General features: G+C 70.1%; 25 protein-coding genes. 7 read left to right on the top strand and 18 right to left on the bottom strand.

The window, feature by feature from the left end:
* Window positions 1-87 precede the first annotated feature (87 nt).
* Entirely contained in the window at window positions 88-804 is a 717-nt protein-coding gene (locus C468_RS11350) for a helix-hairpin-helix domain-containing protein (protein WP_008849033.1), read from the bottom strand.
* Window positions 805-1,012: 208 nt separating this feature from the next.
* Between C468_RS11350 and C468_RS11345 the strand changes: the two genes are divergently transcribed.
* On the top strand, window positions 1,013-1,471 hold the full coding sequence (locus C468_RS11345) for a hypothetical protein (RefSeq protein ID WP_008849032.1): 459 nt from the start codon (window positions 1,013-1,015) through the stop codon (window positions 1,469-1,471).
* 55 nt (window positions 1,472-1,526) lie between these two features.
* Here C468_RS11345 and C468_RS11340 read toward each other — a convergent pair whose 3' ends face one another.
* From C468_RS11340 to sppA, 3 genes are all read right to left on the bottom strand, one after another.
* Complete coding sequence (locus tag C468_RS11340; RefSeq protein WP_008849031.1) at window positions 1,527-2,351, bottom strand: shikimate dehydrogenase; 825 nt, start codon at window positions 2,349-2,351, stop codon at window positions 1,527-1,529.
* 144 nt (window positions 2,352-2,495) lie between these two features.
* A complete protein-coding gene (locus C468_RS11335) occupies window positions 2,496-3,623 on the bottom strand; it encodes a DUF373 family protein (protein WP_049912191.1) in 1,128 nt (375 codons plus the stop codon).
* Window positions 3,624-3,708: 85 nt separating this feature from the next.
* Window positions 3,709-4,644 carry a signal peptide peptidase SppA gene (gene sppA / locus C468_RS11330; RefSeq protein WP_008849029.1) on the bottom strand — a complete coding sequence of 312 codons (936 nt, stop codon included), beginning with the start codon at window positions 4,642-4,644 and terminating at the stop codon, window positions 3,709-3,711.
* A 188-nt stretch (window positions 4,645-4,832) separates the two neighbouring features.
* Between sppA and C468_RS11325 the strand changes: the two genes are divergently transcribed.
* Window positions 4,833-6,368 (top strand): uracil-xanthine permease family protein, encoded by a 1,536-nt coding sequence (locus C468_RS11325; protein WP_008849028.1) that lies wholly within the window; start codon window positions 4,833-4,835, stop codon window positions 6,366-6,368.
* Window positions 6,369-6,432: 64 nt separating this feature from the next.
* On the opposite strand, the gene C468_RS11320 is transcribed toward C468_RS11325, so the two are convergent.
* The 3 genes from C468_RS11320 to C468_RS11310 all read right to left on the bottom strand — a co-directional run bounded on the left by C468_RS11320 (window position 6,433) and on the right by C468_RS11310 (window position 9,615).
* Window positions 6,433-7,356, bottom strand: a complete 924-nt coding sequence (locus C468_RS11320) for a coiled-coil protein (protein WP_008849027.1) — start codon at window positions 7,354-7,356, stop codon at window positions 6,433-6,435.
* A 236-nt stretch (window positions 7,357-7,592) separates the two neighbouring features.
* Window positions 7,593-8,309 carry a 2,5-diamino-6-(ribosylamino)-4(3H)-pyrimidinone 5'-phosphate reductase gene (locus C468_RS11315; RefSeq protein ID WP_008849026.1) on the bottom strand — a complete coding sequence of 239 codons (717 nt, stop codon included), beginning with the start codon at window positions 8,307-8,309 and terminating at the stop codon, window positions 7,593-7,595.
* A gap of 61 nt (window positions 8,310-8,370) precedes the next feature.
* Window positions 8,371-9,615, bottom strand: coding sequence for an MFS transporter (locus C468_RS11310; RefSeq protein WP_008849025.1), 1,245 nt, complete (start codon window positions 9,613-9,615; stop codon window positions 8,371-8,373).
* A gap of 264 nt (window positions 9,616-9,879) precedes the next feature.
* Here C468_RS11310 and C468_RS11305 point away from each other — a divergent pair, with 264 nt between their 5' ends.
* Window positions 9,880-10,299, top strand: a complete 420-nt coding sequence (locus C468_RS11305; protein ID WP_008849024.1) for a VOC family protein — start codon at window positions 9,880-9,882, stop codon at window positions 10,297-10,299.
* A gap of 31 nt (window positions 10,300-10,330) precedes the next feature.
* Here C468_RS11305 and metG read toward each other — a convergent pair whose 3' ends face one another.
* The 6 genes from metG to C468_RS18665 all read right to left on the bottom strand — a co-directional run bounded on the left by metG (window position 10,331) and on the right by C468_RS18665 (window position 16,543).
* Window positions 10,331-12,514, bottom strand: a complete 2,184-nt coding sequence (metG, locus tag C468_RS11300) for a methionine--tRNA ligase (protein WP_008849023.1) — start codon at window positions 12,512-12,514, stop codon at window positions 10,331-10,333.
* Window positions 12,515-12,685: 171 nt separating this feature from the next.
* A complete protein-coding gene (locus tag C468_RS11295) occupies window positions 12,686-13,138 on the bottom strand; it encodes a pyridoxamine 5'-phosphate oxidase family protein (RefSeq protein ID WP_049912190.1) in 453 nt (150 codons plus the stop codon).
* Window positions 13,139-13,247: 109 nt separating this feature from the next.
* Window positions 13,248-14,156 (bottom strand): thiamine-phosphate synthase family protein, encoded by a 909-nt coding sequence (locus tag C468_RS11290; protein ID WP_008849021.1) that lies wholly within the window; start codon window positions 14,154-14,156, stop codon window positions 13,248-13,250.
* Window positions 14,153-14,830: a dCTP deaminase gene (dcd, locus tag C468_RS11285; protein ID WP_008849020.1), complete on the bottom strand. Its 678-nt coding sequence runs from the start codon at window positions 14,828-14,830 to the stop codon at window positions 14,153-14,155. Before dcd ends, C468_RS11290 begins: the two co-directional genes overlap by 4 nt.
* A 76-nt stretch (window positions 14,831-14,906) precedes the next feature.
* Window positions 14,907-15,656, bottom strand: coding sequence for a YIP1 family protein (locus C468_RS11280; protein WP_008849019.1), 750 nt, complete (start codon window positions 15,654-15,656; stop codon window positions 14,907-14,909).
* A 746-nt stretch (window positions 15,657-16,402) separates the two neighbouring features.
* Complete coding sequence (locus tag C468_RS18665) at window positions 16,403-16,543, bottom strand: hypothetical protein (protein ID WP_169330910.1); 141 nt, start codon at window positions 16,541-16,543, stop codon at window positions 16,403-16,405.
* Window positions 16,544-16,809: 266 nt separating this feature from the next.
* Here C468_RS18665 and C468_RS11275 point away from each other — a divergent pair, with 266 nt between their 5' ends.
* From C468_RS11275 to C468_RS11265, 3 genes are read left to right on the top strand one after another with little or no spacing between them, the layout of a single operon-like run.
* A complete protein-coding gene (locus C468_RS11275) occupies window positions 16,810-18,630 on the top strand; it encodes a helix-hairpin-helix domain-containing protein (RefSeq protein ID WP_008849018.1) in 1,821 nt (606 codons plus the stop codon).
* Window positions 18,630-19,181 (top strand): Mut7-C RNAse domain-containing protein, encoded by a 552-nt coding sequence (locus C468_RS11270; RefSeq protein ID WP_008849017.1) that lies wholly within the window; start codon window positions 18,630-18,632, stop codon window positions 19,179-19,181. The genes C468_RS11275 and C468_RS11270 overlap by 1 nt, the downstream gene beginning before the upstream one ends.
* Window positions 19,182-19,234: 53 nt before the next feature.
* Window positions 19,235-19,879: a DUF7095 family protein gene (locus tag C468_RS11265; RefSeq protein ID WP_008849016.1), complete on the top strand. Its 645-nt coding sequence runs from the start codon at window positions 19,235-19,237 to the stop codon at window positions 19,877-19,879.
* Window positions 19,880-19,949: 70 nt separating this feature from the next.
* Here C468_RS11265 and mtnP read toward each other — a convergent pair whose 3' ends face one another.
* From mtnP to C468_RS18660, 3 genes are all read right to left on the bottom strand, one after another.
* Window positions 19,950-20,852, bottom strand: coding sequence for an S-methyl-5'-thioadenosine phosphorylase (gene mtnP / locus C468_RS11260; protein ID WP_008849015.1), 903 nt, complete (start codon window positions 20,850-20,852; stop codon window positions 19,950-19,952).
* 67 nt (window positions 20,853-20,919) lie between these two features.
* Window positions 20,920-21,915, bottom strand: coding sequence for a YeiH family protein (locus tag C468_RS11255; RefSeq protein WP_008849014.1), 996 nt, complete (start codon window positions 21,913-21,915; stop codon window positions 20,920-20,922).
* Window positions 21,915-22,079, bottom strand: a complete 165-nt coding sequence (locus C468_RS18660; RefSeq protein WP_008849013.1) for a hypothetical protein — start codon at window positions 22,077-22,079, stop codon at window positions 21,915-21,917. Before C468_RS18660 ends, C468_RS11255 begins: the two co-directional genes overlap by 1 nt.
* 118 nt (window positions 22,080-22,197) lie before the next feature.
* On the opposite strand from C468_RS18660, the gene C468_RS11250 reads away from it, so the two are divergent.
* A complete protein-coding gene (locus C468_RS11250) occupies window positions 22,198-23,700 on the top strand; it encodes an HD domain-containing protein (protein WP_008849012.1) in 1,503 nt (500 codons plus the stop codon).
* A 127-nt stretch (window positions 23,701-23,827) separates the two neighbouring features.
* Here C468_RS11250 and C468_RS11245 read toward each other — a convergent pair whose 3' ends face one another.
* A complete protein-coding gene (locus C468_RS11245) occupies window positions 23,828-24,109 on the bottom strand; it encodes a hypothetical protein (protein WP_008849011.1) in 282 nt (93 codons plus the stop codon).
* A gap of 213 nt (window positions 24,110-24,322) precedes the next feature.
* Window positions 24,323-25,726 carry an FAD-dependent oxidoreductase gene (locus C468_RS11240; RefSeq protein ID WP_008849010.1) on the bottom strand — a complete coding sequence of 468 codons (1,404 nt, stop codon included), beginning with the start codon at window positions 25,724-25,726 and terminating at the stop codon, window positions 24,323-24,325.
* Window positions 25,727-26,057: the final 331 nt, after the last annotated feature.

The raw sequence follows: 26,057 nt of genomic DNA, 5'->3' as shown, positions 1-26,057 counted from the left end.
TACGGCGGGGCCGACGAAACAGTTGCGGTCGGTCGCCTCGGAAACGGTTGCGGTCGGTCGCCTCGGAAACGGTCGCAGTCGGTGGCCTCAAAACTCCTTCGCGCGGTCGATCCACGTCGCGGCCCGCTTCTCGCCGACGCTCGTCCCCTCGGCGACCGCCTCGGTGTCGGCAGCCGCGAGGTCGGCGACGGTCTCGATCCCGATCTCGGCGAGCCGCTCGGCGTAGGCCGGCCCGATGCCCTTGAGTTCCTCGACGTCCGCGCCCGCTTCGTCGTCGACCGCACCCGCTTCGTCGTCGACCGCACCCGCCTCGTCCTCGACCGCACCCGCCTCGTCCTCGACCGCACCCGCCTCGTCCTCGACCGCACCCGACTCGTCGGCGTCGACCGCGACCTCCTCGTCGGCGATCCCCGCGGCCTCCGCCGGTTCGGCCGCCTCGGACGGGTCCTCGGCGGCCCCCTCCTCGTCGACCAGCGAGTCGGTCGAGGCGGCCGCCTCCGTGTCGGTGGCGACGGGCTCGTCGCCGTCCGACTCGTCGTCCGATCCCTCGTCCGCAGCGGCGTCCTCGGACGCGGCCGACGGCTCGGGCTCGGCTTCCGGCTCGGACGCCGGCTCTGCCTCCGGTTCCGGCTCCGGCTCCGGCTCGGACGCCGACTCTGCATCCGGCTCGGGCTCCGGCTCAGACTCGGCCTTCGACTCCGACTCCGGATCGCGCTCGACGGTCACTTCGGGGTCCGATTCCTCGCGTTCGGGGGGACCGCTCCCGAACCCGAGCTTCTCTTTGAGCTTCTGCAGTAGGGCCATCGACGGCAAATACGAACGTCGGATATTTAAAAGCCCTCGCCGCGGGGACGTATCGCGGGTCTCTGTTGCCCGGGACGTACGCGAGATTCCCCGACACCTCCGATCGCTCTCCTACCCGTTCGATCGCTCCAACACCTCGCGTACCGGCTCCGTCCACCGTCGACCGCGTCCCGCTTATTTATAAGGATCGCCGGCACGCACGGGAAGTATGAACGCTCTCAACCCGGTCATGTGGTCGGTCCACGTCGGCTTCGCGGTGCTGTGGACCGGCGGCGTGTTGTTCGTCGCGCTGGCGGTGCTACCGCCCGCGCTGCGCGGCGAAATCGACGGCGGCGCGCTCGGTTCGATCGTCGGCCGCCTCCGGTGGATCACGCGGATCGCCGCGCTCGCGTTCGTCGCGACCGGCGGCCACATGGCGGGCACGCTCTACAGCGTCGAGTCGCTCACCAGTAGCACGCGCGGTCACCTCGTGTTGACGATGATCGCCTTGTGGTTCCTGATCACCGGTCTCGTCGAGGCCGGCAGCGGAAAGCTGACCGACGGGCTCGACGCCGGGAAGCTCCGCGAGCCCGCCCGCGACGCGAAACCGTTCTTCTACGGCGCCGCGGGGCTCTCGGTGGCGCTCGTCGTCACGGCCGGCCTCCTCGCGAGCCCGAACCTGTTCTGACGGGCGCCGCGCGAGCCGCCCGGAGGTCGCCCAGGGGGTTCCGACCCGTCGCCGCTCACTCCAACTCCGCCCGCAGCGCCGCGTTCATCGCGTCCACCGGCGCGTCGGCGCCGGTCCAGATCTCGAACGCCTCGACTCCCTGGAACAGCAGCATCCACGCGCCGTCGATCGTCGTCGCGCCCGCGGCAGCCGCCTCCCGCAGGAGGCGAGTGTCGATCGGCGCGTACACCGCGTCGAGCACGGCGAGGTCGCCGTGGAGGTGGTCGGCGGGCACCGGCGTCGCCTCGGGCTCGTCCATCCCGACGCTGGTCGCGTTGACCAGCACGTCGGCGCCGGCGACGCGGCCCTCGAGGTCGTCGAGCCCGCCGCCGGTCGCGCCGGGGACCGCCTCGGCCAGCTCGACCGCTCGCTCCGCGGTGCGGTTCGCAACGTGGACCGCGGCGCCCGCGTCGGCCAGCGCGAACGCGGCCGCCCGCCCCGCGCCGCCGGCGCCGACGACGACCGCGTCCCGCCCGTCCAGTCCGACGCCGTGATGAGAAAACGCCCGTTTCACGCCCGTGGCGTCGGTGTTGTGACCGCGCGGGCGGTCGGCGTCGCCGTCGCGGACTGGGGCGAAGTCGACCGTGTTGACCGCGCCGATCCGCTCCGCGAGGGGCGCCGGGTCGACCGCGTCGAGCGCGTCCTGCTTGAACGGGACCGTGACGTTGAGGCCGGCGACCCCGAGCGCGCCGGCCCCCTCGATCGCCGCGACGGCGTCGTCGGGGGCCGGTTCGAACGTCACGTAGCGCGCGTCGATCCCGAGCGACCCGTAGCCGGCCTCGTGCATGGGCGGCGACAGCGAGTGGCCGACCGGGTTCCCGATCAGTCCGTACACGTCCATGCCCGCTCACGCGGCCGCAACTGACAAAAGAGGCGCGGTCGACCCGAGGAGACCGCGGGAATCGGGCGCGGTCGACCCGAGGAGACCGCGGGAATCGGGCGCGGTCGACCCGGGCGACGGCGAACGCACCGACGAGACGACGCCTCACTCCCCGTCCGTCTCCCGGTCCGCGTCGATCACGTCTTCCAGCGTCTCCGTGCCCACGTCGCTCGCGAGCTTGACGCCCACGAGCGAGACCACGATACCCCCGACGATGAACGCCGCGAGCTGCTGGACCGGAGTGACGGCGACGCCCCCCATCTCGAACGGGTCGTGGATCGCCTCCTGGGCGAGGAAGTAGCCGGCGAACCCGCGGACGACTAAGGAGACGGCGGCGATGACGAACGGGAGGTTGAGGTACGGCGTCCGAATCCCCTCGTCGCGGATCAGCTCGTCGAGCAGTCGCCCGACCGCCGCGGTGACGCCCGCGACCGCGAACCACGGGACCGCGGCGTACGTGAACTCCACCGCCTCCACCAGGGCCGGGGCGTCGCCCAGCTCCGACGCGGAGAGCACGCCGAAGAACCCCCCGACCAGCGCGAGCCCCCCCGCGACGACGTACGTCACGACCGACACCTGCCCGGCGTACAGCGCCTCGCGGACCCGCTCGGGCATCCCGGCGACGAACCGGTCGATCGCGAGGCCCTTGTACAGGAGCGCGGCGCCGAGCAGCCCCGCAACGCCCGCGATCGCCTCGCCGGCGGAGAACCAGTAGAACAGCGCGGGCACCAGCAGCAGCGCGACGCCGAACGGCACGAGGATCGTCGACCGGAGCTGCTCGTCGGCGAGGAACTGCTTGAGCAGGTAGTAGGTCGACTCGATGTCGCGGGCCTGCCGGACCACCACGCGGTCGACGGAGTCCACCGGGATCCGCGACTCGACGATCGGGAGCACCTGCTCGTCCTCGGCGGAGTCGACGACGGCGATCGCGGCCCGGGGGTCGTACCGGTCCACGAGGTCGTCGAGCTGGGCGGCGATCGAGCGGTCGGCGCCGACCGCGGTGTCGCTCTCGGCCGACACGACCGCGACGACCGCCTCCTCGCGCTCGTCGCGGAGGTCGCGGGCGACCCGCAACGATTCGAGCAAGCAGTTGACGCTGGCGTCCTCCGGGTCGCTCAGCCCGGCGTCCGTGACGAGCGAGCGGACCGCCTCCCAGCCGGCGACCGGCATCGGGACGTTCGTGGCCCGTCCGATCGCCCCGGATCGGTCGATACAGATGACCAGCGTCGTCACGTTCCGACTGTCGATCCGCCCGGATAAAAAGCTCCCCGTCGCCGGGGGATCGGCGCGGACCGTTCGCCCGCTGGCCACACCCCGCTTACCGCAGTTCGACGTCCACGTCGCCGCCCTCGTTCGCGAACACGCTCGCGACGCCGTTCCCGGCGGCGAACGCGACGCGCTCGGCCCCGATTCCGAGCCGCTCCGCGATCCCCCGCTCGGGCGTGAACTCGCGGACCTCGGGCTCCGCGTCGATCAGCTCCGCGAGGCGGTCCTCCACGTCGTCCTCGGTCCCGAGCTCGTCGACGAGCCCGATCTCGGCGGCGTCGCTGCCGAGGTAGACGCGCGCCTCCGTCTCTCGGATCGCCTCCGGATCCATGTCTCGGCCCTCGCTCACCGTCTCGACGAACTGCTCGTAGTAGCCGTCGATGATCCCCTGCAGGTACTCGCGCTCGTCCTCCTCGATCTCCCGCAACGGGACGCCGGCGTCCTTGTACTCGCCGGCGGTGAACTGCTCGTAGGAGATGCCGAGCTTGTCGGCCAGCCCGGCCGCGTTCGGGCGGGAGCCGACGACGCCGATAGAGCCGACGAGGCTCGCGTCGCGCGCCCACAGCTCGTCGCAGCCGCTCGCGATCCAGTAGCCGCCGGACGCGCAGGTGTCGGTGGCGTACGCGAGCGTGGGGCCGTCGAACGCGGCCGCCGCGCGCCGGATGTCGTCGCTCGGGAGCACCTCGCCGCCCGGAGTGTTGAGCTCGACGACGAGCGCCTCGACCTCCTCATCCTCGTCGGCCGCCTCGATCTGCTCGACCACGTCGTCCGCGGTCGCCCCGCCCGGGCCCGAGAGCGGTGACGGGCGGCCGGTGTCGCGGGTGATCGGGCCCGAGACCGTCACCTTCGCCGCGTTGTACTCCTCGGTCTCGCCGAACCGACCGCGGGTGAGTCGGGCGAGGAGTCGTTTGCCCGCCACCGTCGCCGTCGCTCCGATCACGGCGGCCGCGAGGAGGTTCCGTCCGGTCGAACGCGCATCGCTTGCCATGCACCCGATTAGACGTGCGGCCGTTTATATATGCTGTCGGCCGTCGCCGACGGTCTGTGACCCCCGCAGGTCGCCGGGAACGGCGTCGCGGGTCCGACTCCGGTTCGGAACGCTGCGGCCGAACTCCAGCGCTTGACACGCTCCAAAGACCGAGTTTTTGTACCCTTACGCTGATTGACGCCACAGGGATGGCAGGGAACGAGGACGAGGACGCGTTCGTTCAGTACGGCATCGACGACAAACCCCCGCTGGGGAAGTCGCTCCTTCTGGGTGCCCAACACTACCTCACGATGGTGGGCGCGAACATCGCCGTGCCGCTTCTCCTCGCCGGCGCGATGGGGATGCCCGACGCGGTCATTCCGCGTTTCGTCGGCACGTTCTTCGTCGTGTCGGGGATCGCGACGCTCGCGCAGACGACGCTCGGCAACCGCTACCCGATCGTGCAGGGGGCGCCGTTCTCGATGCTCGCGCCCGCGCTCGCGGTCATCGGCGTCGTGACGGCGAACCCGCCGGAGGGTATCGTCGCCTGGCGGGCGGCGCTGCTCCAACTCCAAGGCGCGATCATCGTCGCCGCGCTCGCCGAGGTCGCGATCGGCTATCTCGGACTCGTCGGCCGATTGCGAAAGCACCTCTCTCCGGTCGTCATCGTGCCGGTCATCGTCCTCATCGGCCTGTCACTGTTCAACGCGCCCGAGATCACCACGACCGATCAGAACTGGTGGCTCGTCGGTCTGACGCTGGCCACCATCGTTCTGTTTTCGCAGTACCTCGGGGAGCGGTCTCAGATATTCCAGCTGTTCCCGGTCCTCCTCGGGATGGTGGTCGCGTGGATACTCGCCGCGGCCTTGTCGGTCTTCGGCGTCGTCGGGGCGGATGCGCCCGGTTACGTCGATCTGGCGAGCGTCGCCGCGGCCGACCCGGTCCACCTCATCTACCCGCTTCAGTGGGGCGTCCCGAGCGTAACGCCCGCGTTCGTCATCGGGATGCTCGCCGGTGTCGCCGCCTCGATCGTCGAGTCGATCGGCGATTACCACGCGGTCGCCCGCCTCTCCGGCATGGGCGCTCCCAGCAGCGAACGGATGACACACGGCATCGGGATGGAGGGACTCATGAACGTCTTTTCCGGGGTGATGGGTACCGGCGGATCGACATCGTACTCCGAGAACATCGGTGCCATCGGTCTGACCGGCGTGGCCTCGCGGTACGTCGTCCAGATCGGTGCCGCGCTCATGATCGTCGTCGGGTTCGTCGGCTACTTCGGACAGCTCGTCGCCACCATTCCGAGCCCGATCATCGGCGGCCTCTACATCGCCATGTTCGCACAGATCGTCGGCGTCGGGCTCTCGAACCTCAAGTACGTCGACCTCGACTCGTCGCGCAACATCTTCATCATCGGAATCGCGCTCTTCTCCGGGCTGGCCGTCCCGGAGTACCTGCGGAGCGTCGGGAGCGCGGACGCCTTCCAACAGGGACTGGCCGACAGCGTCCTGCTCGGTCCCCTCCTCGGCGTCGACGTCGTCGCGAACACGATCTACGTCATCGGGTCGACGGGCATGGCCGTCGGGGGCATCGTCGCGTTTTTCCTCGATAACTCGGTCGCGGGGACCGCCGCGGAACGCGGGCTCACCGCGTGGGAGGAGGCGACCGAATCGGACGCGGAGTTCACGTCCGCGTACGATCGCTACGTCTCCGACGAGGAACCGACCCGCGCGGACCGACCGTGACCGCGCGCTGAGCCGGCGCTCTGCACGTCGCGAAAGAGCCGCAGAAACGTCTCTGTGACCGGGCTTACAGCAGGCCGGTCTTCTGGAGCTTCATCAGGTCCTCGGTGTCGAGCGTCTCGCCCTCCTTGAACTTCTGGTAGATCTCCTCGGCCTCTTCCTTCTCTTCCTCGCGCTTCTCGGCGCGCTCGTCCTTGCGCTCCTTCTCCTCCTCCTTGTCGAGCTCGCGCAGGCGCTTCTGGACGCGAACGAAGTCCTCGTGGTGCTGGTCGGCGGCCTCCTGGGCCTCGACGAACAGCTCGTGCATCTCGTCGGCCTCGTCGCGGATGTCGTCGGCCTCGCGGTAGGCCTCGATCATCTGGTTGTGGTGCTCCTGGGCCTTGTCGGCGAGCTCCGTCACCTTCTGGTGGTGCTGGGATGCTTCGGAGCGAACCTCCTCCGCCTCCTCGACGAGGTCGTCGAGCTCGCTGGTGTCGTCGACCTTCTCCTTCTTCTCGGCGAGCTTCTCGCGCTTCTCGTCGATCTTCTCGATGAGCTCGCGCTCGTCCTCGGCGTCGAGGACCTCCGTCTGCTGACGGAACTCGAGGTCCTCGATCTCCGATTCGAGCTCCTCGATGGACTTGCCGGAGCCGAGCTCCATGTCCTGTTTGAGCTCCTCGACCTCGTCGAACAGTTCGTTGGCTTCGGCGTTGAGCTCGTTGCGCTTGTCCTTGTGCTCCTGGACCTGCTCGTTGAGCTCGTCGCGCTTCTCGCGGTGTTCCTGGGCCTCGTCGACCTTCTCGCGCGTCTTCGCGTTGAGGTCGTCGCGCTTGGAGGCGCGCTCGGAGGCCATCTGGTTCAGCTCGTTTCGTCGGTCGCGCAGCTGCCCCGCGCGTTTGATGAGCTGACCCTTCGACCCGTTGTCAAGGTCGTCCTCAGAAAGGTCCACGTTGTCCGCCTCGTCCATCGCCTCGATATCGTACTGTTCGATGACTTCTTCTTTCGTTACCATTTTTTATCTCTCCATCACCGCTCCGGGGATGGCGAGCGCTCGCCGTCGTGCGTCGAGCCGTACATAAGAGCTCCCGTTCATTTCAGCGTGCGATCCCACCAGCGCCGGAGGCGTTCTGGTACCAGATACTACCGTGGGCCGATATATAAATACTTCGGTGATTCGGGTGTACACCGGTAGCACGGACCGTGTACTCCCGGATCCGTGATTACCGATCACATACCAACCGATATGTATCAGTCGCCTGCAACCTCGTACGAGAGCACGATCCCGTCGTCGAGCCGCTCGGTGCCGACCAGGTCGAGCCGCGGGAACGACTCGGTGAACCCCTCCCCGTCGGCGAGCGTCGGGGCGTCGCGGCCGCCGATCACCAGCGACCCCACGTACACGTGGAGCTCGTCGACGAGCCCGGCGGCGAAACACGAGGCGATGACCTCGCCGCCGCCCTCGACCATCAGCCGGCCGACGCCCCGCGCCGCCAGCGCGTTGATTCCCGACGCGAGGTCGACGTGGCCATCGTCACCGCTCTCGTGGTCCTCGCTCTCGTCGCCCCCGCTCTCGTCGGCTCCGACCACGAGGATCTCGGCACCGGCCTCTTCGAGGGCCTCCCGGCGCTCGACGGGCGTCGCGGGCGAGACGAGCAGGTAGGTCGTCGCCGCGTCGTCCAGGATCCGGGCGTCGGTCGGCGTCCGTCCGGTCGAGTCGGCGACGACGCGAGCTGGGTTGCCGGGGCGGCCGTTCCGGAGGCGCTCGACGCGCCGGTCCTCCTCGTCGAGCGTGAGGTGCGGATCGTCCGCGAGGACGGTCCCGACCCCGACCAGCACCGCGTCCGCGGCCGCCCTGACGCGGTCGACGCGGTCGAAGTCCTCAGCCCCCGAGATCCGGAGCTGCTCTCGGCGGCGCGTCGCGAGCTTCCCGTCGACGCTCTGTGCCGCGTTGACGACGACGTGCATACGCGAGCGTCGCTCGCGCGGGGAATGGTCGTTTCGGTCGGGGACGGGGCCCGACTCAGCCCTACTCGGTCGCCCACAGTCCCGCCGCCACGACGGCCGCGAGCGCGAGCGCCCCGGCGAGCAGCCCGAACGCGGGCCGGAAACCGGACGCGTCGGCGACGGCGCCGACGGTCGCGGGGGCCAGCGCGCCGGCGCCCATCAGCAGGGTCCGGACGGCGCCGAGCCCGCCGCCGGCCAGCCGGTCGGGGAGCGCCTCGATCAGGTACGCCCCGCGGACGGGACGGAAGCCGTGCGACCCGAGGCCGAACGCGACGACGAGGACGCCGAGGGCGACCGGTCCCGCCCCCGTTTCGTCTCCCGCTCCGGCGACGGCGACGGCACCGACGAGGGCCGCCGCCGCCAGCGCGAGCGCCGCGACCATCACGGGGAAGCGGCCGAGGCGGTCGGAGAGGTCGCCGGAGACGAGCTGGACGAAGGTGACCGCGAACAGCGCGGAGTACAGCAGGTTCGCTGTCGCGCCCGACAGCCCGGCCGCCTCCGAGAGGTACAGCGGGAGGAAGGCGACGGCCCCGTTGTACGCGAACGAGAAGGCGATCGTCACGAGCACGAACGCCGTGATCCGGGGGTCCTCGAACAGCGCGAGGTAGCCTCGCGCCCCCGGCTCCGGGCCCTCCCGCTCCGGACCGCGGTCGGCGTCGGCCGGGAGCCGGCCCGGAACGCGGAGGGAGAAGGCCGCCGCCAGCGCGAGCGCGACGACGCCCGTGACGACGAACAGGCCGCGCCAGTCCGCGCCCGGGAACCGCGAGAGGAGCGCGGCGAGCGCGGGCGGCGCGGCGACGAAGAGCGTGACCGCCGCGGGCGCGGCCACCCCGCCGAGCGCGCCGAAGGTGTCGTGGGCGCCGAGCGCGCGGCCGGTCCGGACCGGGTACACCCGCGAGAGCAGCCGTATCGCGACCGTCTTGTGCGCGCCCGTCCCCGCGCCGATCACGAGCATCGCCCCTGCCAGCACCGCGAAGGGGGTGTCGAAGAGGAGCGAGAGGGCGCCGACGCCCGCCACCGCCGCCCCCGCCGCGATCACCCGGACCGCGCCGACGCGGTCGGCGATCGCTCCGCTCGGGAACTGCAGGAGGGCGTAGACGGCCATGAAGCCCGAGAACGCCGCGCCGACGGCGGCGTTGCTCACTCCGTAGCTCGTCTGCAGGGGCCCGAACAGCGGCGGGAACGCGTACCGCACGAACTTCCCGAGAAACCAGATCAGCGAGGTGAGCACGAGCACGTCGTACTCCCTGATCCGGCCGAGGTTCATCGCCCGGGAATACCTCGGTGAGGCTTATAAGCGACCGGAAGCGCCCGGATGCTGCCGGTCGTCGATCGACGGGGCTCCGGCGACACGACTATTTATAAACGAATACCGCGGCGGCGACTGATGCGGGCGACCGAAGGGAGCCTCGCACGAGCCGCGAGGCTGTGGCTTTGGAGGTGTTCGCCGCAAAGTCATCATCAGCCACTATTCAATCTCTCACGTAGAGCGGTCGACACCGTTTTCTCGCCGACCGCCGATCCACGGACCGTGTCCGATCCAACCGCTCACCACGTCGGAATCACCGTCTCCGACCTCGATCGCGCCGTCGACTTCTACACCGAGACGTTCGGCCTCGACCTCCTCTCGGAGTTCGCTGTCGGCGGCGACGCCTTCGCCGAGGCCGTCGCCGTCGAGGACGCGTCGGCCGCGTTCGCCCACCTCGACGCCGACGGCGCAGTCATCGAACTCGTCGCGTACGACCCCGCCGGCGACTCGACCGCGGACCCCGAACTGAACCGCCCGGGCGCGGTACACCTCGGCCTGTCCGTCGACGACGTGGAAGCCTTCTACGCCGACCTCGCCGACGACGTGGAGACGCTGAGCCCGCCGCGGACGACCGAGAGCGGGACGACGATCCTGTTCGTCAGGGACCCGGAGGGGAACCTGATCGAAGTGCTCGACGCCTGACCGGTGCGGGATCGTCGCCCGCGCCGCCGCCTCACTTCACCTTCGTGCCCGGTCCGGCGTCCTCGTAGGTCGTGAGGAGGTCGGCCTCCTCGCCGGCCGCGAGCACCATGCCGTTCGACTCGACGCCGAACAGCTCCGCCTTCTCCATGTTCGCGAGCACGACGACCTTCGTTCCGGGCAGGTCGTCGACGTCGTGAAGCTGTTTGAGCCCCGCGACGATCGTCCGGGTCTCCGCGCCGAGGTCGACGCGGAGCCTCAGGAGGTCGTCGGCTCCCTCGATCCCCTCCGCCTCCTCGATCCGGCCGATACGGATGTCCAGTTCCTGGAAGTCGTCGAAGCTGATCCGGTCGTCGCTGAGGGGTTCGATGTCGGTCATGTCGGGTTCGTCAGTGGTGTCGTCGCTCGTGTCGCTCTCGCCGTCGTCGCCGCTTTCGCTGTCGCCCTCTGCCTCGCCGTCGGCGCTCTCGTCGTCCTCCGCCTCGGCGACGCGCGCCTCCAGCTTCTCGTTCAGCGCCTCGACGCGCTCGTCCTCGATCTGCGCGAACAGCTCCGTCGGCTCGGCGAGGTCGCCGGCGGGGCCCTCGCGGGCCGCCTCGACGGTGACCTCGTGAACGGAGCCGTCCTCGCCGAGCTGGGCCCAGAGCCGCTCCGCCTTCTCGGGGGCGATCGGCTCGAACAGGACCGCGATCGCCTTCGCGATCGCGACGCAGTCGTGGATGACCTGCGCCGCTTCCGCGGGCTCGTCGTCGACGAGCTTCCACGGCTCGCTGCGCTGGATGTACTCGTTGCCGTACCGCGCGAGGTCCGTGACGGCGTCGCCGACCGCGCGCACGGAGTAGTCGTTGACGGCGGCCTCGAAGTCGGCGATCGCCTCGTCGATCCGCGCAGCCACCTCGTCGCTCGTCGCGTCCGCGATGGGCGCGTCGTCGTAGTTACGGTGGGCGAACAGCAGCGAGCGGTAGAGGAAGTTGCCGACCGTCCCCACCAGCTCGGTGTTGACGCGGTCGCGGAACTTCTCCCACGAGAAGTCCACGTCCTGCTGGAACCCGCCGTTGGTCGCGAGGTAGTAGCGCAGCGGGTCGGGGTGGAACCCCTCGTCGAGGTACTCGTCGGCCCAGACCGCTCGGTCCCGACTCGTGGAAAACCCCTTGCCGCCGAGGGTGACGAACCCGCTCGCCATCACCGCGCGCGGCTCGGTGTGGGCCGTCGCCTCCAGCATCGCGGGCCAGAAGATCGTGTGGTGCTGGATGATGTCGCGGCCGATCACGTGGACGATCTCGCCGCCCTCGGGGTGCGCGTCGCTCGCGCCCTCCTTCCAGGCAGCCTCCCAGTCGAACGCGTCGGCGCCGACGCGATCGGTGTACTGCTTCGTCGAGGAGATGTACTCGATCGGGGCGTCGACCCAGACGTATAAGACGAGGTCGTGGTCGGCGGTTTCACCGCCTCCCCGAGGCGACTCCGTCGCCTCGCCACCGGGGTAGTCGATCCCCCAGTCCATGTCCCGCGTGATACACCAGTCCTGGAGCCCCTGCTCGATCCACTCGCGGGGCTGGTTCCGGGCGTTCGAGGTGCCCTCCAGCCGGTCGAGGAAGCCGGAGAGGTAGTCGGCGAACGCGGAGACCTCGAAGAACTTGTGGGTGCGCTCGCGGTACTCGGCGGGGTTGCCCGTGATCGTCGATTCGGGGTCTTCGATCTCGCCGGGTTCGAGGTGGCGCTGGCACCCCTCGTCGCACTCGTCGCCGCGAGCGTGCGCGCCGCAGTACGGGCAGGTCCCCTCGACGTACCGGTCCGGGAGGAACTGGTCGTCGACGGGGTCGTACGCGACCATGATCTCCTTCTCGTAGAGGTGGCCACCCTCGTCGAGGTCGCGGACGAGCTGCTGGGTCACCGCCGTGTTCGTCTCGTCGTGGGTGTGGCCGTAGTTGTCGAACTCGACGTTGAACTTCGGAAACGTCGCGGCGTACCGCTCGTGCCAGTCGAGCGCGAACCGCTCGGGCGAGACCCCTTCCTGCTCGGCGTTGACCGCGACGGGGGTGCCGTGCATGTCCGAGCCGGAGACGAACGCGGTCTCCTGCCCGAGCCGTTCGAGCGCGCGGCTGTACACGTCGCCGCCGACGTAGGTGCGCAGGTGGCCGATGTGGAGGTCGCCGTTGGCGTACGGCAGCCCACAGGTCACCACCGCCGGGTCGTCGGTGGGGAAGTCCTCGTGGCTCATGTGGTGTGTGTATCGAGTTGTCGTGGATACGGGCCTAAAGCCCGCTGGTTTCCGGGTGGGAGCGAGTCGGATCGATCGCGCCGCCGGGAAGCCGCGCCGCCGGGAAGCCGCGCCGACGGGTCGAACGGCGTCGCACGCCCCCTCTCGGCACCGGTCCCGAGGGGAGGCGACTCAGGGCTCCATCGGCCGCTCGACGCGGCCGGTGAGCCGGTCCGGATCGAGCCGGTAAAACTGGAACTCCACCTGACTCGTCGGCTCGCCGAAGATGTCGACTATCGGTATCTGCTTCGTGCGTTCGAGCCCGGCGAGCGACTCCGTGGAGAGCGACTCGTCGGTCGTTGACACCAACCGGCCGCTTGCCACCACGCTCCGCCACCGCCCGTCGCGTTCGCCGTAGGTGACGAACGTGGTTCCGCGATCGGTGGGGTTCGCCTTTCCGCTCTCCTCGTCGACGGCGAGACGGAAATAGAACACCTCGTCGACCGGATCGTACCCGTACGAAACCGGGACCGAGTGCGGGGGATCGTCGCCGGGCGTCGACAGGGAGAGCACTCCCGTCCCCGACCGACCGAGGAACTCGTCGCGCTCGTCGTCCGCCATCCGAACCGCGTCTGGACGAGTCATACGTGACGTTGGTCGGGCATGCTAATGAATGCCGGCCACGGACCGGGGAGAGAGCAGAATCCGTCGGCCCGTCCGCCTCGCCGACACGATCTCGCCGACACGATCTCGCCTACACGATCTCGCGGACGATCGCGGCCGCCTCCGACGCGGTCGGCGCGAGGAGGTACGCGATCGGCTCGACGCCGACGGCGCCGGTCTGGTAGAGGACGAGCGTGTCGGCGCCCTCGAGACGGTCGGGGGCGCCGACAGCCTCGGCGACCGCCTCGCGGGTCGGGCGCTCGGCGTCGAACTCCACGGCGGGACGGTCGGCGGCGAGCGCCTCGACGATGGCGGGATCGTACCGGACGTTCACCGCGCCGCGGGCGGTCACCCCCGCCTCGCGCGCGGCGAGGAGGACCGTCGCGACGTGTTCGCTCACGCCGAACTCGGGCTCGCCGGGGACCATCGCCTGCCCCTTCACGTCGACGAGGCGCCCGGGGACGGCCGCCACGTCGTCGATCGTCCGCGCGTCGTCGAGGCACTCCGCGACGTTGGCGCCGACGTTCGGGATGAGCCGCGCGAAGCCGGAGGCGTTCGTCAGCGTGCGGAGCCCGCGACGGACCGAGGAGAGGACGCGCTCGCGCTCGCGGAGCCCGCTGTCCGGGTCGTGGACCGAGAACTCCACGTCGGCGTCGGCGAGCGCGGGCATCGCCTCCTCGTGGAGGTCGGCGAGGAGGTCCCCCTCCTCGAGCCGGCGGATCAGCACCTCGATCTCGACGAGCGCCGCGACTGGGGTCACGTCGCCCGCGGCGAGCCCCTCGCCCACGCGCTCGACGAGTTCGCGGACGCGCTCGTCGGCGACCACCCGATCGTGGCGCGCCACGTCGCCGTGGGCGTACTTCGAGACCGCCGACTGGGAGATGCCGAGCGCGTCGGCGACCTCGCGCTGGGTGAACCCCCGCTCGCGGAGGTCCTCGGCCAGCATCGAGCGCACCGTCGGGAGGAACTCGTCGACGACGACCTCCTCGATGAACTTCATGCGTCGTCCCCCGCGGGGTCGGTGTTGTCCTCGCCGTCCGCGCCCCCTTCGTCGCCGTCCGCGCCCCCTTCGTCACCGCCCGACTCGTCCCCGTCGCGGTGGAACTCCGGGTCGGAGCCGATCCGGGAGGCCTGCGGGCCGTCCTGGTCCTGGTACTTCGAACCGCGCTCGACGCCGTACGGGCGGTTCGCGGGCGATTTGAGCTCGGTGAAGATGAGCTGCGAGACGCGCATTCCGGGCGTGAGCGCGACGGGCGCGGTGCCGAGGTTCGACAGCTCGAGCGTGATCTGCCCCTTGTACCCAGGGTCGACGATCCCCGCGGTGGCGTGGATGACGATCGCGAGGCGCCCGAGCGACGACCGGCCCTGCACGGTCGCGAGCAGGTCCGGGGGGATCTCGACGCGCTCCGTGGTGGTCCCGAGCACGAAGTCGCCCGGGTGGAGGATGAACTCCTCGCCCTCGGGGACGCGCGTCTCCGTGACGTACTCGCCGACCTCGTCGGCCTCGGTTGGGTGGATGCAGGGGATGTTCGTGCGCTGGAACTCCAGGAAGCGCTCGCCGAGCCGCAGGTCGACGCTCGCGGGCTGGACCTGTTGGTCGACGTCGTCGAGCGGCTCGACCACCAGGTCCCCGTCCGCGAGGCGGTCGAGGATGTCCGCGTCCGACAGGATCATGTCGGGAGAGGGTCGCCGACCGGGTTAAAAACTCCCGAAACGGCGGACGCCCGCGAACCCCGCGTCCCGTCGGTCCTCACACCGCCGCCAGCAGGAGCCCGAGCAGCGCGAGGACGCCCGCGACGGTCCCGGCGACCCCCCGGTCCAGGTCGTGGTACGCCTCCAGTCCGCCGACGACCACGACCCACTGGACCGCGATCACGACCGCGGAGGCGATCAGGAGCGGCCCCCGCATCGCCGACATGGCCGCGACGATCTCGTTCGCGATCGCCTCGATCGTGGTCCCGTCGACCGTCGCCGTCGCGAGCGCGTACCAGACCGCGGCGAGGCCGACGGCCAGCCGAGCCACTTCCGCGGCGATCGCCCACGCCGCGACCACGAACGAGTCGCCGACCGAGCCGGCGCCGCCCGCGAGGCGCGCCCCGCCGTGGAGGACGAGCGCGAAGACCGCCCACCAGATCGGCACCCCGACCACCGCGTAGCCGAGGTAGCCGTTCGCCGCGCTCCGCAGTTCCTCGCCCACGTCCACGTCGACCCGCTCGGGTCGGTCGCACCGCTCGGCGAAGACCGAGTCGTCGTCCTCGCCGAACGTCTCGCAGGTCGAGTCCGACGGACGGTCGGGGTTGTCGACCGTCACCTCGCGGTCGATCGTCGCGTCGAAGGCGGCCCCGAGGGCGAGGATCCCGAGGGTGGACGCGAGGGCGACGAGGAGGACGACTCCGATCGCGAGGCCTCGACCGCCCGGCTCGAGTCGGCGGAAGCCGGCGCGAGAGCGGTCGAGGAGGCCGCTGACGAGTCCGGAGAGGGCGGCGAGCGGGGAGGGCATGCGTGAGCGATATGTGAGATCGGACAAATGTCTTGTCCATCGATCGCTCCGAGACCGGACGACTAGTTATAAATCGATCTGCGGTGGCGTCGCCCGCGGCTGGGGCTTTGGAGGCGTTCGTCATCTATCTTTCTTCGAGGAGAGAATCCCGCCGTTTACGGCGGGAGTGAAGCCGACAAGTCCTCTACAGACCACGTTCTGACGCTGATGCGGATATTTATGTAGCGTCACGCCGGAGCATGACGTACACCGAGGCGGTTTCACCGCCACCTAAATGCACAATATCGTGACTCCGAGAATCACAACGTTCGAGACACCCTCTCGAACCGCTGTGGTGTCTCGGTCAAGATAACTCTGAGTCCCCCCTGCCGGGGGATAGGAGTAACGGCGGTGTGGCCCCGTCCTCAGAAATCTTCGATTTCTGATGGGCTGCACGAGAACAGCGTTCTCGTGAACGCCATCGGCTCGTCATGCCGACGAGTCGTCAACCAGCAAATATCCCAACCCAGCGGTGCGGTACCGTGGGAAGCCCCGTCGTTTACGACGGGAAGGAGGTCACCTCCCGCCAATCGTCAATATACGCCCAAGTGGCCCTGTTGAATTCCTATTTTTCAGATATATTGTCGTCAGAAACATCCGGTCGCTAAAGAGTGCTTGTTGATCGGAGGAGATTCGACAGGGGGTATCGCTGATCCGCTATTTCCCTTTGATGTGACAATTGTCTGTCGCCGCCTTGCAGCGATTCTCTAGAGCCACTGCCATCCAAGACCGTGTATCACGATAACAGCCAGTACCCCAAAAGCCCCCAGACCCGCCATGTAGAGAATCATTATAACTCCCATTTGTTTTGTTGTCATCTCACCTTCAAGCATATCTGAAATTCCCATGCGACTACATACCAATCTAACTTGATAAATCCACACAGATTCATCTCCTGCTGAATAGTATATGTTTCATAGCAACTCCTCTGGAAACGTACGCAGCTCCCTCGGGGCGAGGTGCAGTGTATTTGTCCGGTAGTCTGTCGGTTCGCGGTCTGTACTGAGCGACTAAGGGTGAAACTATCGCCCGCGGAGGATTTCAACAGCGCCGTCCAGCTGGTTCGCCCCGATCGCTCTCACTTATTAGTACCGTCCGACCGAACACTCACGTAATGAGCCGCAACGACGAGGTCGCCGCCCTCTTAGAGGAGTTCGCCGACCGGCTCGAAGCGACCGGGGTCGAGTACAAGCCGACCGCCTACCGCCGCGCCGCGGAGAACGTCCGCGAGCACACCGCGCCGATCGAGAACCTCGCGGGGGAGGGCGAGGACGCGGTCGCCGAGATCGACCGCGTCGGCGACGCGATCGCCTCGAAGATCGTCGAGTACTTCGAGACCGGCGGGATCGAGGAGCTGGAGGAGCTCCGCTCGGAGCTCCCCGCCGACATCGAGGCGCTGACCGCGGTCGAGGGCGTCGGCCCGAAAACCGTCGGGAGCCTCTACGAGGCACTCGGGATCGTGACGCTCGACGAGCTGGAGGAAGCGGCCGAGGCGGGCGAGATCCGGGAGGTCTCCGGCTTCGGCGCGAAGACCGAGGAGAACATCCTCGACAACATCCCGTTCGCGCGCGAGGCCCGGAAGCGTACCCGGCTCGGCGACGCCCGCCCGGTCGCGGACGACGCGCTGTCGTACCTCGACGACGTCGACGCGGTCGCGTCGGTCGAGGTCTGTGGCTCGATCCGGCGGTGGAAGGACACCATCGGCGACATCGACCTGCTCGTCGCCAGTAACGCGCGCGAGCCGATCGTCGAGGCGCTGACGGAGTGGCCCGAGGCGGACGCGACGATCGAGGCGGGCACCGGGAAGGCGAGCGTCCGCGCGAGCGGCACCCGGGTGGACCTCCGGATCGTCGACCCCGACGAGTTCGGCGCTGCGCTGCAGTACTTCACCGGCTCGCGGGCGCACAACGTCGCGGTGCGCAACCGCGCGATCGACCGCGGCCTGAAGCTCAACGAGTACGGCCTGTTCGACGTCTCCGACATCGACGGGGCGGACGCCGCGGGCGGCGACGGAGCGGACACCGACGACCGGCGAGTCGGCGAACGCGTCGCGGGCGCGACCGAGGACGGCGTCTACGAAGCGCTCGACATGGAGCCCGTCCCGCCCGAGCTCCGCGAGGACAACGGCGAGGTCGCGGCGGCGGCCGTGGGCGAGCTCCCCGACCTCGTCGAGACCGAGGCGCTCCGCGGCGACCTCCACACCCACACCGACTGGTCGGACGGCGGGTTCTCGATCGCGGAAATGATCGAGGCGGCCGCGGAGCGCGGGTACGACGTGCACGCGGTCACCGACCACGCCGCTGGGCCCGGGATCTTCGGCAACACCGGCCTCGACGAGAGCGAGATCGCGGCGCAGGCGGAGGCCGTCGCGGAGGCGATCGACTCGGTCGACGGGGCCGTCCCGGTCGGCGAGGGCGGCGGCGCCGACGCCGATATCGAGGTCCTCCACGGCGTCGAGGCCAACATCGACGCCGAGGGGGCGATCACCACCGACGACGAGACGCTCGCCGACCTCGATATCGTCGTCGCCTCGCCGCACTCCGCGCTGGGGCAGGACCCCGACGCCGCCACGGAGCGGCTGGTCCGGGCGGTCGAACACCCGCACGTCGACGTGCTCGGCCACCCGACCGGACGGATCATCAACAGCCGCCCGGGGATCGCGCCCGACGTGGCCGCCGTGGTCGAGGCGGCCGCCGCCGCCGGCACGGCCATCGAGGTGAACGCGAACCCGGCCCGGCTCGACGCCGACGGCGACACCGTCCGCGCCGCGGTCGACGCGGGCGCGACCATTGCCGTCAACACCGACGCGCACTCGCCTCGCGAACTCGACAACGCCCGGTACGGGGTCCACACCGCCCGACGCGGGTGGGCCGAGACGGCGGACGTGCTCAACGGGCGCGATCCCGACGGGCTCCGGGCGTTCCTCGACGACTGATGCCTCCCGGCGACGGTGGCGCGGCCGCCGGTGGTGAGCCCCCTCGCGTCCTCCTCGACGCCATGTGCGGAAAGCTCGCCACCTACCTCCGGATGTGCGGCTACGACGCCGCCTACGCGCTCGACCGCGGAGCCGAGGCGGACGACCGAATCCTGTCGCTCGCGGCCGCCGAGGACCGGACCCTGATCACCCGCGACCGCCAGCTGGCCGCCCGCGCCGACGGCGCCATCCTCCTGACCGAGCGCGACGTGCTCGATCAGCTCCGGGAGGTCGCCGAGGCGGGGCTCCCCGTCGAACTCGCCGCGGAGCCGACGCGCTGCGGGGCCTGCAACGGCCCGGTCGAACGGGTCGGTCCGGCCGGAGCCGCCGTCGGTCCCGACGAGCGCCCCGAGTACGTGCCCGACGACGTTGGCTCGTCGCCGGCGTGCGACGCGTCGGGCGACGATCACGACGCCGACTCCCGCCCCGCGTGGCGCTGTCGCGACTGCGGGCGCTGGTTCTGGAAGGGGAGCCACTGGGCGTCGGTCGCCGAGCGGCTCGACGCGGTGTGACCTCCGACTCCCGAGCGAAACGGGTTTGCCCGTGACCCGCTTACGGTCCCCTAATGGACCGCGATCAGGCCGTCGCCCGGCTGGAGGCGCTCGTCGACCGCGTCGAGCGCGAGACGATGCCGGTCCCCGTCCGCGAGGTGTGGGCCTTCGGCGACGTGGCGCTCGGACTCGACCCGGTCGATCGGCTCGACGTCTACCTCACCAAGGACGTGATCATGGGCGGCGACACCGAGGCGGCTGCCGACTTCGCGGCCGAATACGGCGTCAAGGGCGTCGGCACCTCCGTCCGCGCCGAGTGGGCCGCGGCGCACCCGGACCGCGTCCGCACGAGCGACAACGGGTACGCCGCGCCCGAGAAGTGCCTCGCGGCCGAGCTCGTCGACGATGACGAGCCGATCCACCTCGAGGTGTGTAACGCGGGCTTCGAGGACAACGTGCGCCAGCGCCTCAAGGGGGCGCTCGCCCGCGACGCCTACGAGGAGGTGCTCGACCCGCGCGGCGTCTGCCTGTGGGTCGACGGCACCCGCGACGAGGAGGCGTTCGACCGGCTGCGCGACGCCTCCCTCGCGATGCCGACGCTGCCCGCCGCGCTCGGCATGCTCGGCGCCGACGAGGACGTGGCACGCGAGGCCGCGGACGTGCTCAAACGGCAACGTGCCGAACAGGAGGGCGCGTCGGTGCGCGGCGACATGATCTGAGTCGGGTCGAGCGATCCGACCGGGTCGAGCCGGTCGAGCGAGCCGACCGGGTCGACCGGGCCGAGTGAGTTTATAAGTAGTCGCCCAGCAGCGGCTCGACGCGCTCGCGGGTGTCCTCCGGGATCGCCTCGGTCGGCGTGTTGACGGTGCCGTCGAGCGAGGTGTGCGCGTCGCACTCCAGGTCGTCGGGGAGCGTCCGGACCGCCTCCTCGACGGCGGCCTTGATCGCCTGCTGGTTCTGCTCGGCGTTCTCGAGAACCTCCTCGAGGGTCACCTCGCTGTCTTCCTTCCAGACGTCGTAGTCGGTGACCCCCGCGATCGTCGCGTACGCGATCTCGGCCTCGCGGGCGAGCTTCGCCTCCGGGATCGCGGTCATGCCGACGAGGTCCCAGCCCTGGCTCTTGTAGAACTCCGACTCCGCGCGCGTCGAGTACTGCGGGCCCTCGATGCAGACGTAGGTGCCGCCCTTCACGACGTTCGTGTCCCCGGCCGAGCCCTCGCCGTCGTCGCTCTCGCCGTCGCCGCCCACGGCCGACTCGGCCGCGCCGGTGAGGTGGTCGACCAGCTCGGGGCTGTACGGGTCCGCGAACGGCTGGTGGACGACGACGCCGTCGCCGTAGAAAGAGAGGTCGCGGCCCTTCGTCCGGTCGTAGATCTGGTCGGGGACGACGAGCGTGCCGGGCTCCAGCTCCTCTTTTAAGCTCCCCACCGCGTTCGACGCGAAGATGTGGGTGACGCCGGCCTGCTTCAGCGCGTACATGTTGGCGCGGTACGGGAGGTCCGTGGGCGAGACGCCGTGGTTCGAGCCGTGGCGCGGGAGGAACGCGACCTCCGTCCCGGTGTCCGCGAACTCGCCGATCGTGATCGCGTCGCTGGGCTCGCCGTAGGGCGTGTCGTACTCGACCTCGCGCACGTCGTTCAGCGGGAGCGCCTCGTAGATGCCGCTGCCGCCGATGAAGCCGATGGTGCTCATACCCGGAGTGCGCCCGCCCGGTACTTATACGGAGTGAACGCGGTCGGCGACACGCGATCGGCGGGCCTCACAGCAGCCACCGCACCGCCGCGAGCGCCAGGGTGCTCACGGCGAGCAGGTGGACGAGGACGGCGCCGACGGCGGCCCCGCCGACCTCGCGCATCTCGCGGAGCCGGATCGAGAGCCCGAGACCGACGAACGCCAGCGTGAACAGCGCGTCCGAGACGCGCCCGATCGACTCCAGCGCGGCCGGCGAGAGGAGCCCGCTGTTCGCGACCGCGGCGACCGCGAGGAAGCCGAGGAGGAACTTCGGGAACTCCGCCCACAGCCGGCGCACGCCCGGGTCGGTCGCCGACCGCGCCGTGTACGCCAGCGAGTAGGCGACGGCGACGCCGCCCAGCAGGGAGTTGCGCGCGAGCTTCGTCACGGTCGCCCACTGGCCCGCCTCGGGCGAGTGGGCGAACCCCGCGGCCGCGACGGGGCCGGTCGAGAACATGCTCACGCCGGCCCAGACGCCGAACTGCCGGCCGGTGAGCCCGAGCCACTCGCCGGCGATCGGGAACGCGACGAGCGTGACGGCGTCGAACAGGAGGACGGTCGCCGCCGCGAACGTGATCGCCGAGCCGCGCGCGTCGAGCACGCGCCCGATCGCGACGACCGCGGAGACGCCGCAGATGCTCGCGCCCGCGGCCAAAAGCGAGGGCGTCGTCCCGTCGAGCCGGAACAGGAGCCGGGCGATCGCTTCCGCGAGCAGCAGCCCGCCGCCGACCGCGACGACCACGAGTCCGAGCACCGTCGGTCCCGCAGCGAGGAACTCCTCGACGACGACCGCCGCGCCGAGCAGGACGATCCCGGTCTCCAAGAAGAGCTTGTCGACGCCGACGCCGGGCTTCGCGGCGTCGGGCGTTCCCGCGGTGTTGCCGAGGAGCGCGCCGAGCGCGACGGCGACCACGAGCGGCTGGAGCCCGTCGACCGCGCCGGCGACGAGGTGCGAGAGGACCGCGCCGGCGGCCAAGAGCCCGAGTCCGGGGAGGTACGGGCGAGCGGCGTCGACGACGCCCATCAGAAGAGGCCCGCGGCCTGGCCCGCGGCGTGAGCGCCCACGACGGCGAGGCCGAGGGCGAGCGCCTGCCAGCCGCGGTCGAGCGCGAGCCAGCGGTCGACGATCGGCGAGTCGGTCCCGACGGCGTCCGCCCGATCGTCCGGAGCGGCGGCGTCCGATTCCATGCGTGGGGATCGCCGGGCTCGATATTTATAAGGACTGACTCGCCCGTTTCGGGCGTGAGACGCGGCGGACGACGGACCGAAAGAAGCAGGGCGCGGGGCGGTCTCGTGTCCACAATCGATGCCCACCACGCAGATCAAAGACCCCGTCCACGGCTACGTCGAGCTGCCGGACGCGCTCGTCGAGGGCGTCGTCGACACCCGGCCCTTCCAGCGGCTGCGGTACGTCCGCCAGCTCTCGGCGACCCACCTCGTCTACCCCGGCGCGAACCACACCCGGTTCGAGCACTCGCTCGGCGTCTACCACCTGGGCCGGACCGTCTTCGAGAACCTCCGCCGACAGTCGTACTTCGCTCGCGGCGCGACCGCGGACGAGCTGGAGGAGATCCAGCGCACCCTGGAGTGCGCCTGCCTGCTCCACGACGTGGGACACCCGCCCTTTTCGCACCTCTCGGAGGGGTTCCTCGACGAGGGGATCCTCCGGGAGCGCGTCGCGGAGACCGGGCTGGTCGACGCCTTCGACGCGGCCGGCGTCGGCGGCGCCCCGCTCCGCTCGGCGAACCCGCACGAGCTGCTCGGCTGCGTGATCATCGTCGAGGAGTACGGCGACGCCCTCCGCGCGTTCGACGTGGACCCCTTCGAGGTGTGCGCGTACGTGCTCGGCTACAGCCTCGCGTACGAGCGCGGCGAGCCGTGGCAGTACGGGGTCGGCGCCCAGCTGCTCCACTCCCCCATCGACGTGGACCGGCTCGACTACATCACCCGCGACAACTACATGACCGGCGCGGGCGTGTTGAGCTTCGACGTCGAGCGCATGGTCGACGCCTACACCGCCCACCCCGAGGAGGGGCTGGCGCTCTCGGAGAAGGCGCTGTCGACCATCGGCAACTACCTCGAGGGGCGGATCGCGCTGTACATGTGGGTCACCCAGCACCACAAGTCGGTGTACGCGAACCGGCTCCTGCAGGCGATGCTCGGCGAGTACGAGGCCGAGACGGGCGAGAGCCCGGTCACGGTCGACGGTATCTTAGACCGGGAGCTCGACGACAACGGGGTGCTCGAGCGCCTCCGGGTCGCCGCACGCGAGAACCCCGACTCGACGCTGGCGTCGATGTACGACCGCTTCCGCGGGCGGCGCTTCCCGGCCACCTGCTGGAAACACCGGATCGCGCTGGCGGACCGGATCGGCAGCGATCTCGACGGCGGAGAGGGAGAGGACGGCGGAGAGGGCGAGGACGGCGGAGAGGGCGAGGACGGCGAGGACGACGGAGAGGGTGAGGACGCCGGAGGCGGACGCGCCCCCGACCTCGACGAGTTCACGGCGTGGCTCACCGAGGGCGACGACCGGTTGGAGTCTCTCCTCGCGGACGCCCTCGACGTGCCGGCACACGAGGTGTGGATCGACCGCTCGTACGTCCCCGCGTACGACCCCGACGAGCTGGAGGACATCCCCATCGCGTACGGCGGAACGACGCGCTCGGTGGGCGACTGGGGACTGTACGGCGACCGCGCGTTCGACGTGCCGATCCCCTTCGTGTTCGTCCCCGACGGGACGAAGCGGCGGGCGATCCGCGTGCTCAGGGAGGCGTTCGAGCGGGAGGTCGGCGAAGAGGCGCCGGCCTGAGCCGAGGCTGACGGGCCGCCGGCTGTTCGGTATTTAAATAATCGCGCGAGAACGAGCGGTGAGCGGCGTCGGCGAAGGGTCGACCGTCGTCAGTGAGGGGTCGACCGTCCCGGTCGCGAGGCGACCGTTATCGGCCCGGGGCATTCCCCGCGGCGCCTGCCGCCTCGCCCGCGCCCTCGGCCGCGTCGCTCGCGCCCGCGGCGACGTCGCTCCCGCCGGGCGTCATGCCGCTGATCGTCTCGCCGAGCCCGCCGGCGGCGTCGCCGGCCGAGGAGCCGACCTCGGCGAGGATGTCTTGCACGAACGCGGGGGCCTGCGCGGCGGCGTCCGCGGGCGGGCCGACCTGCAGGACCGTCTGGGCCGCGTCGGTTGCGAGCGTTGCCATCGTGACCGGATCTGCTTCGAACATTGCAACTCGTCGTAGCGGGTGATTGGATAAAAGGGAGGGCGGCCCTGCAGCCGACTTTGGCGCGATTGTACCCGGATTAAACCGGTCACAGCCGGCTCAAACCGGATAGCGACGCCGCGCCGCGCAGTGAGCGGTATCGAGCGGCGATCCGGCCGGGTTCGCGCGGTGCGCGCGCCGACCCAACCGGATCAGTCGCGCGCCGACCCAACCGGATCAGTCGTCGGCTTCGGCGGGGACGCGGCCGTCGCCTTCGCCGGCCTCGGCGTCGGGGCCCTCGTCGTCGACCCGCGGGAAGTTCTCGATCGTCGCCTCGCGGAAGGCCGCCTCGTCGAACTCGTGGTCGCCGTCGAAGAAGTCGAGGACGGTCTGCACGTCGGTCATCGCGTTTTTCAGCGCCGTCGAGGCGCCCGGGGAGGGCGTGATGTTGAACAGGATCCCGTCGCCGGTGATCTTCGCCTCGCCCATGTCGAGCTCCTTGTTCTCCGTGTCGACGATCTGCGGGCGCACGCCGCCGTACCCCTTGGCGCGCTCGATGTCGTCGACGTCGACGGTCGGGACGACCTTCTGGACGTTGGGGAGGAACGCGCGCTTGCCGACCTTGGGGAGGTCATACACGAGGTTCCGGACCACGTACGGGAACAGGATGCGGTCGGAGAGGATGTTGACGTAGCTGAGGACCGACGCCGGCGAGAAGCCGAACACGTCGGCGAAGTCGCTCACGGTGGAGAGCTCGCCGCGTTCGAGCGCCGGGACGAGCTTCGCGGTGGGACCGAACCGCGTGACGCCGTCGTCGTGGACGTCGGCGTCGCCGTGGACCGCCGCGAACGGGAGCTTCTTCATCTGCAGCGTGTACACCTTCCCGTTCAGCAGGTCGTCCGCGAGGAAGAAGCTCCCCGCGACCGGCAGCAGCGACATGTGCTCGCCGTACCCCATCTCCTTGGCGAACTGGAGGCTGTGCGAGCCGGCCGCGACGACGACCGCGTCGGCCTCGAAGTCGCCGTCGTCGGTCTCCACGGTGAACCCGTCGCGTCCCTCGTCGACGTTCTCGACCGCGGTGCCGAGGTGGACGCCGACGCCCTCCTCCTCGCGGGCGGCGTCGACGAACGACTTCGCGACCGCGCCGTAGTCGACGACGTAGCCGTCGGGCGTCTGGAGCGCCTTGAGCTCCGTGCCCGGGTCGCGGCCCTCGACGACCTTCGGCTCCAGCGCCGCGATCTCGTCGCGACCGATCTCGCGCAGCTTCGGGAAGAGGTCGCCGAACCCGTTCTCGCGGTAGCGCTCCTCCAGCTTGGCGACCTCCTCGTCGCCGACGCCGAGCACCATCTTGCTGCGCTTGCTGTGCATCTCCCGGTCCGGGTCGGTCCCCTCGAGGTAGCCCGCGAGCAGCTCGGCGCCCTCCTTGACCTCCTCGGCCTTCTCGAGGGTGTAGTTCGTCTCGATGTCGCCGAAGTGCAGCGTCTGGGAGTTGTTCGTCCGGTGGGAGTTGATCGCCGCGATCTCCCGCTCCTTCTCGATCAGCGTCACGTCGTCGATGTCGGTGAACTTCGCCACTGTGTATAAAAGCGACGCCCCGCTTATCCCCCCGCCGACGATGATCAGGTCAGTGTTCTCGGACATGCGTGGTGAAAGCTCTCACTCGCCGGAACGAACTCGGCCGTTAACGTTCTTGCTATCTCTCGGCGCTAATCGGCCGCGAGAGGACCTACAGTCGTCGGTTTTGATGTTCGACGAACGTCGAACCGGTCGGCAGTCACGAAAGGACGCGTCGCCGAGGCGCCAGCCGGCGGCTAGTCCTGTGCGATCGGCTCGGGCGGCGGCTAGTCCTGTGCGATCGGCTCGGGCGGCGGCTAGTCCTGTGCGATCGGCTCGGGCGGCGACTCGGGTGCGGGGGCGGGCGGCTCGTGGGTCCCGAACTCGGGATGCGTCTCCTCCATCCAGACGTACACGA

Source organism: Halorubrum kocurii JCM 14978 (assembly GCF_000337355.1).
Lineage (GTDB): Archaea > Halobacteriota > Halobacteria > Halobacteriales > Haloferacaceae > Halorubrum > Halorubrum kocurii.
Note: the sequence above shows the minus strand (reverse complement) of the source record. Positions and strands in the feature narration are given on the sequence as shown.

Coding starts and splice junctions, on each gene's coding strand:
- C468_RS11350 (WP_008849033.1), bottom strand. CDS start 804: ATGGCCCTACTGCAGAAGCTCAAAGAGAAGCTCGGGTTCGGGAGCGGT.
- C468_RS11345 (WP_008849032.1), top strand. CDS start 1,013: ATGAACGCTCTCAACCCGGTCATGTGGTCGGTCCACGTCGGCTTCGCG.
- C468_RS11340 (WP_008849031.1), bottom strand. CDS start 2,351: ATGGACGTGTACGGACTGATCGGGAACCCGGTCGGCCACTCGCTGTCG.
- sppA (WP_008849029.1), bottom strand. CDS start 4,644: ATGGCAAGCGATGCGCGTTCGACCGGACGGAACCTCCTCGCGGCCGCC.
- C468_RS11325 (WP_008849028.1), top strand. CDS start 4,833: ATGGCAGGGAACGAGGACGAGGACGCGTTCGTTCAGTACGGCATCGAC.
- C468_RS11320 (WP_008849027.1), bottom strand. CDS start 7,356: ATGGTAACGAAAGAAGAAGTCATCGAACAGTACGATATCGAGGCGATG.
- C468_RS11315 (WP_008849026.1), bottom strand. CDS start 8,309: ATGCACGTCGTCGTCAACGCGGCACAGAGCGTCGACGGGAAGCTCGCG.
- C468_RS11310 (WP_008849025.1), bottom strand. CDS start 9,615: ATGAACCTCGGCCGGATCAGGGAGTACGACGTGCTCGTGCTCACCTCG.
- metG (WP_008849023.1), bottom strand. CDS start 12,514: ATGAGCCACGAGGACTTCCCCACCGACGACCCGGCGGTGGTGACCTGT.
- C468_RS11295 (WP_049912190.1), bottom strand. CDS start 13,138: ATGACTCGTCCAGACGCGGTTCGGATGGCGGACGACGAGCGCGACGAG.
- C468_RS11290 (WP_008849021.1), bottom strand. CDS start 14,156: ATGAAGTTCATCGAGGAGGTCGTCGTCGACGAGTTCCTCCCGACGGTG.
- dcd (WP_008849020.1), bottom strand. CDS start 14,830: ATGATCCTGTCGGACGCGGACATCCTCGACCGCCTCGCGGACGGGGAC.
- C468_RS11280 (WP_008849019.1), bottom strand. CDS start 15,656: ATGCCCTCCCCGCTCGCCGCCCTCTCCGGACTCGTCAGCGGCCTCCTC.
- C468_RS18665 (WP_169330910.1), bottom strand. CDS start 16,543: ATGGGAATTTCAGATATGCTTGAAGGTGAGATGACAACAAAACAAATG.
- C468_RS11275 (WP_008849018.1), top strand. CDS start 16,810: ATGAGCCGCAACGACGAGGTCGCCGCCCTCTTAGAGGAGTTCGCCGAC.
- C468_RS11270 (WP_008849017.1), top strand. CDS start 18,630: ATGCCTCCCGGCGACGGTGGCGCGGCCGCCGGTGGTGAGCCCCCTCGC.
- C468_RS11265 (WP_008849016.1), top strand. CDS start 19,235: ATGGACCGCGATCAGGCCGTCGCCCGGCTGGAGGCGCTCGTCGACCGC.
- mtnP (WP_008849015.1), bottom strand. CDS start 20,852: ATGAGCACCATCGGCTTCATCGGCGGCAGCGGCATCTACGAGGCGCTC.
- C468_RS11255 (WP_008849014.1), bottom strand. CDS start 21,915: ATGGGCGTCGTCGACGCCGCTCGCCCGTACCTCCCCGGACTCGGGCTC.
- C468_RS18660 (WP_008849013.1), bottom strand. CDS start 22,079: ATGGAATCGGACGCCGCCGCTCCGGACGATCGGGCGGACGCCGTCGGG.
- C468_RS11250 (WP_008849012.1), top strand. CDS start 22,198: ATGCCCACCACGCAGATCAAAGACCCCGTCCACGGCTACGTCGAGCTG.
- C468_RS11245 (WP_008849011.1), bottom strand. CDS start 24,109: ATGTTCGAAGCAGATCCGGTCACGATGGCAACGCTCGCAACCGACGCG.
- C468_RS11240 (WP_008849010.1), bottom strand. CDS start 25,726: ATGTCCGAGAACACTGACCTGATCATCGTCGGCGGGGGGATAAGCGGG.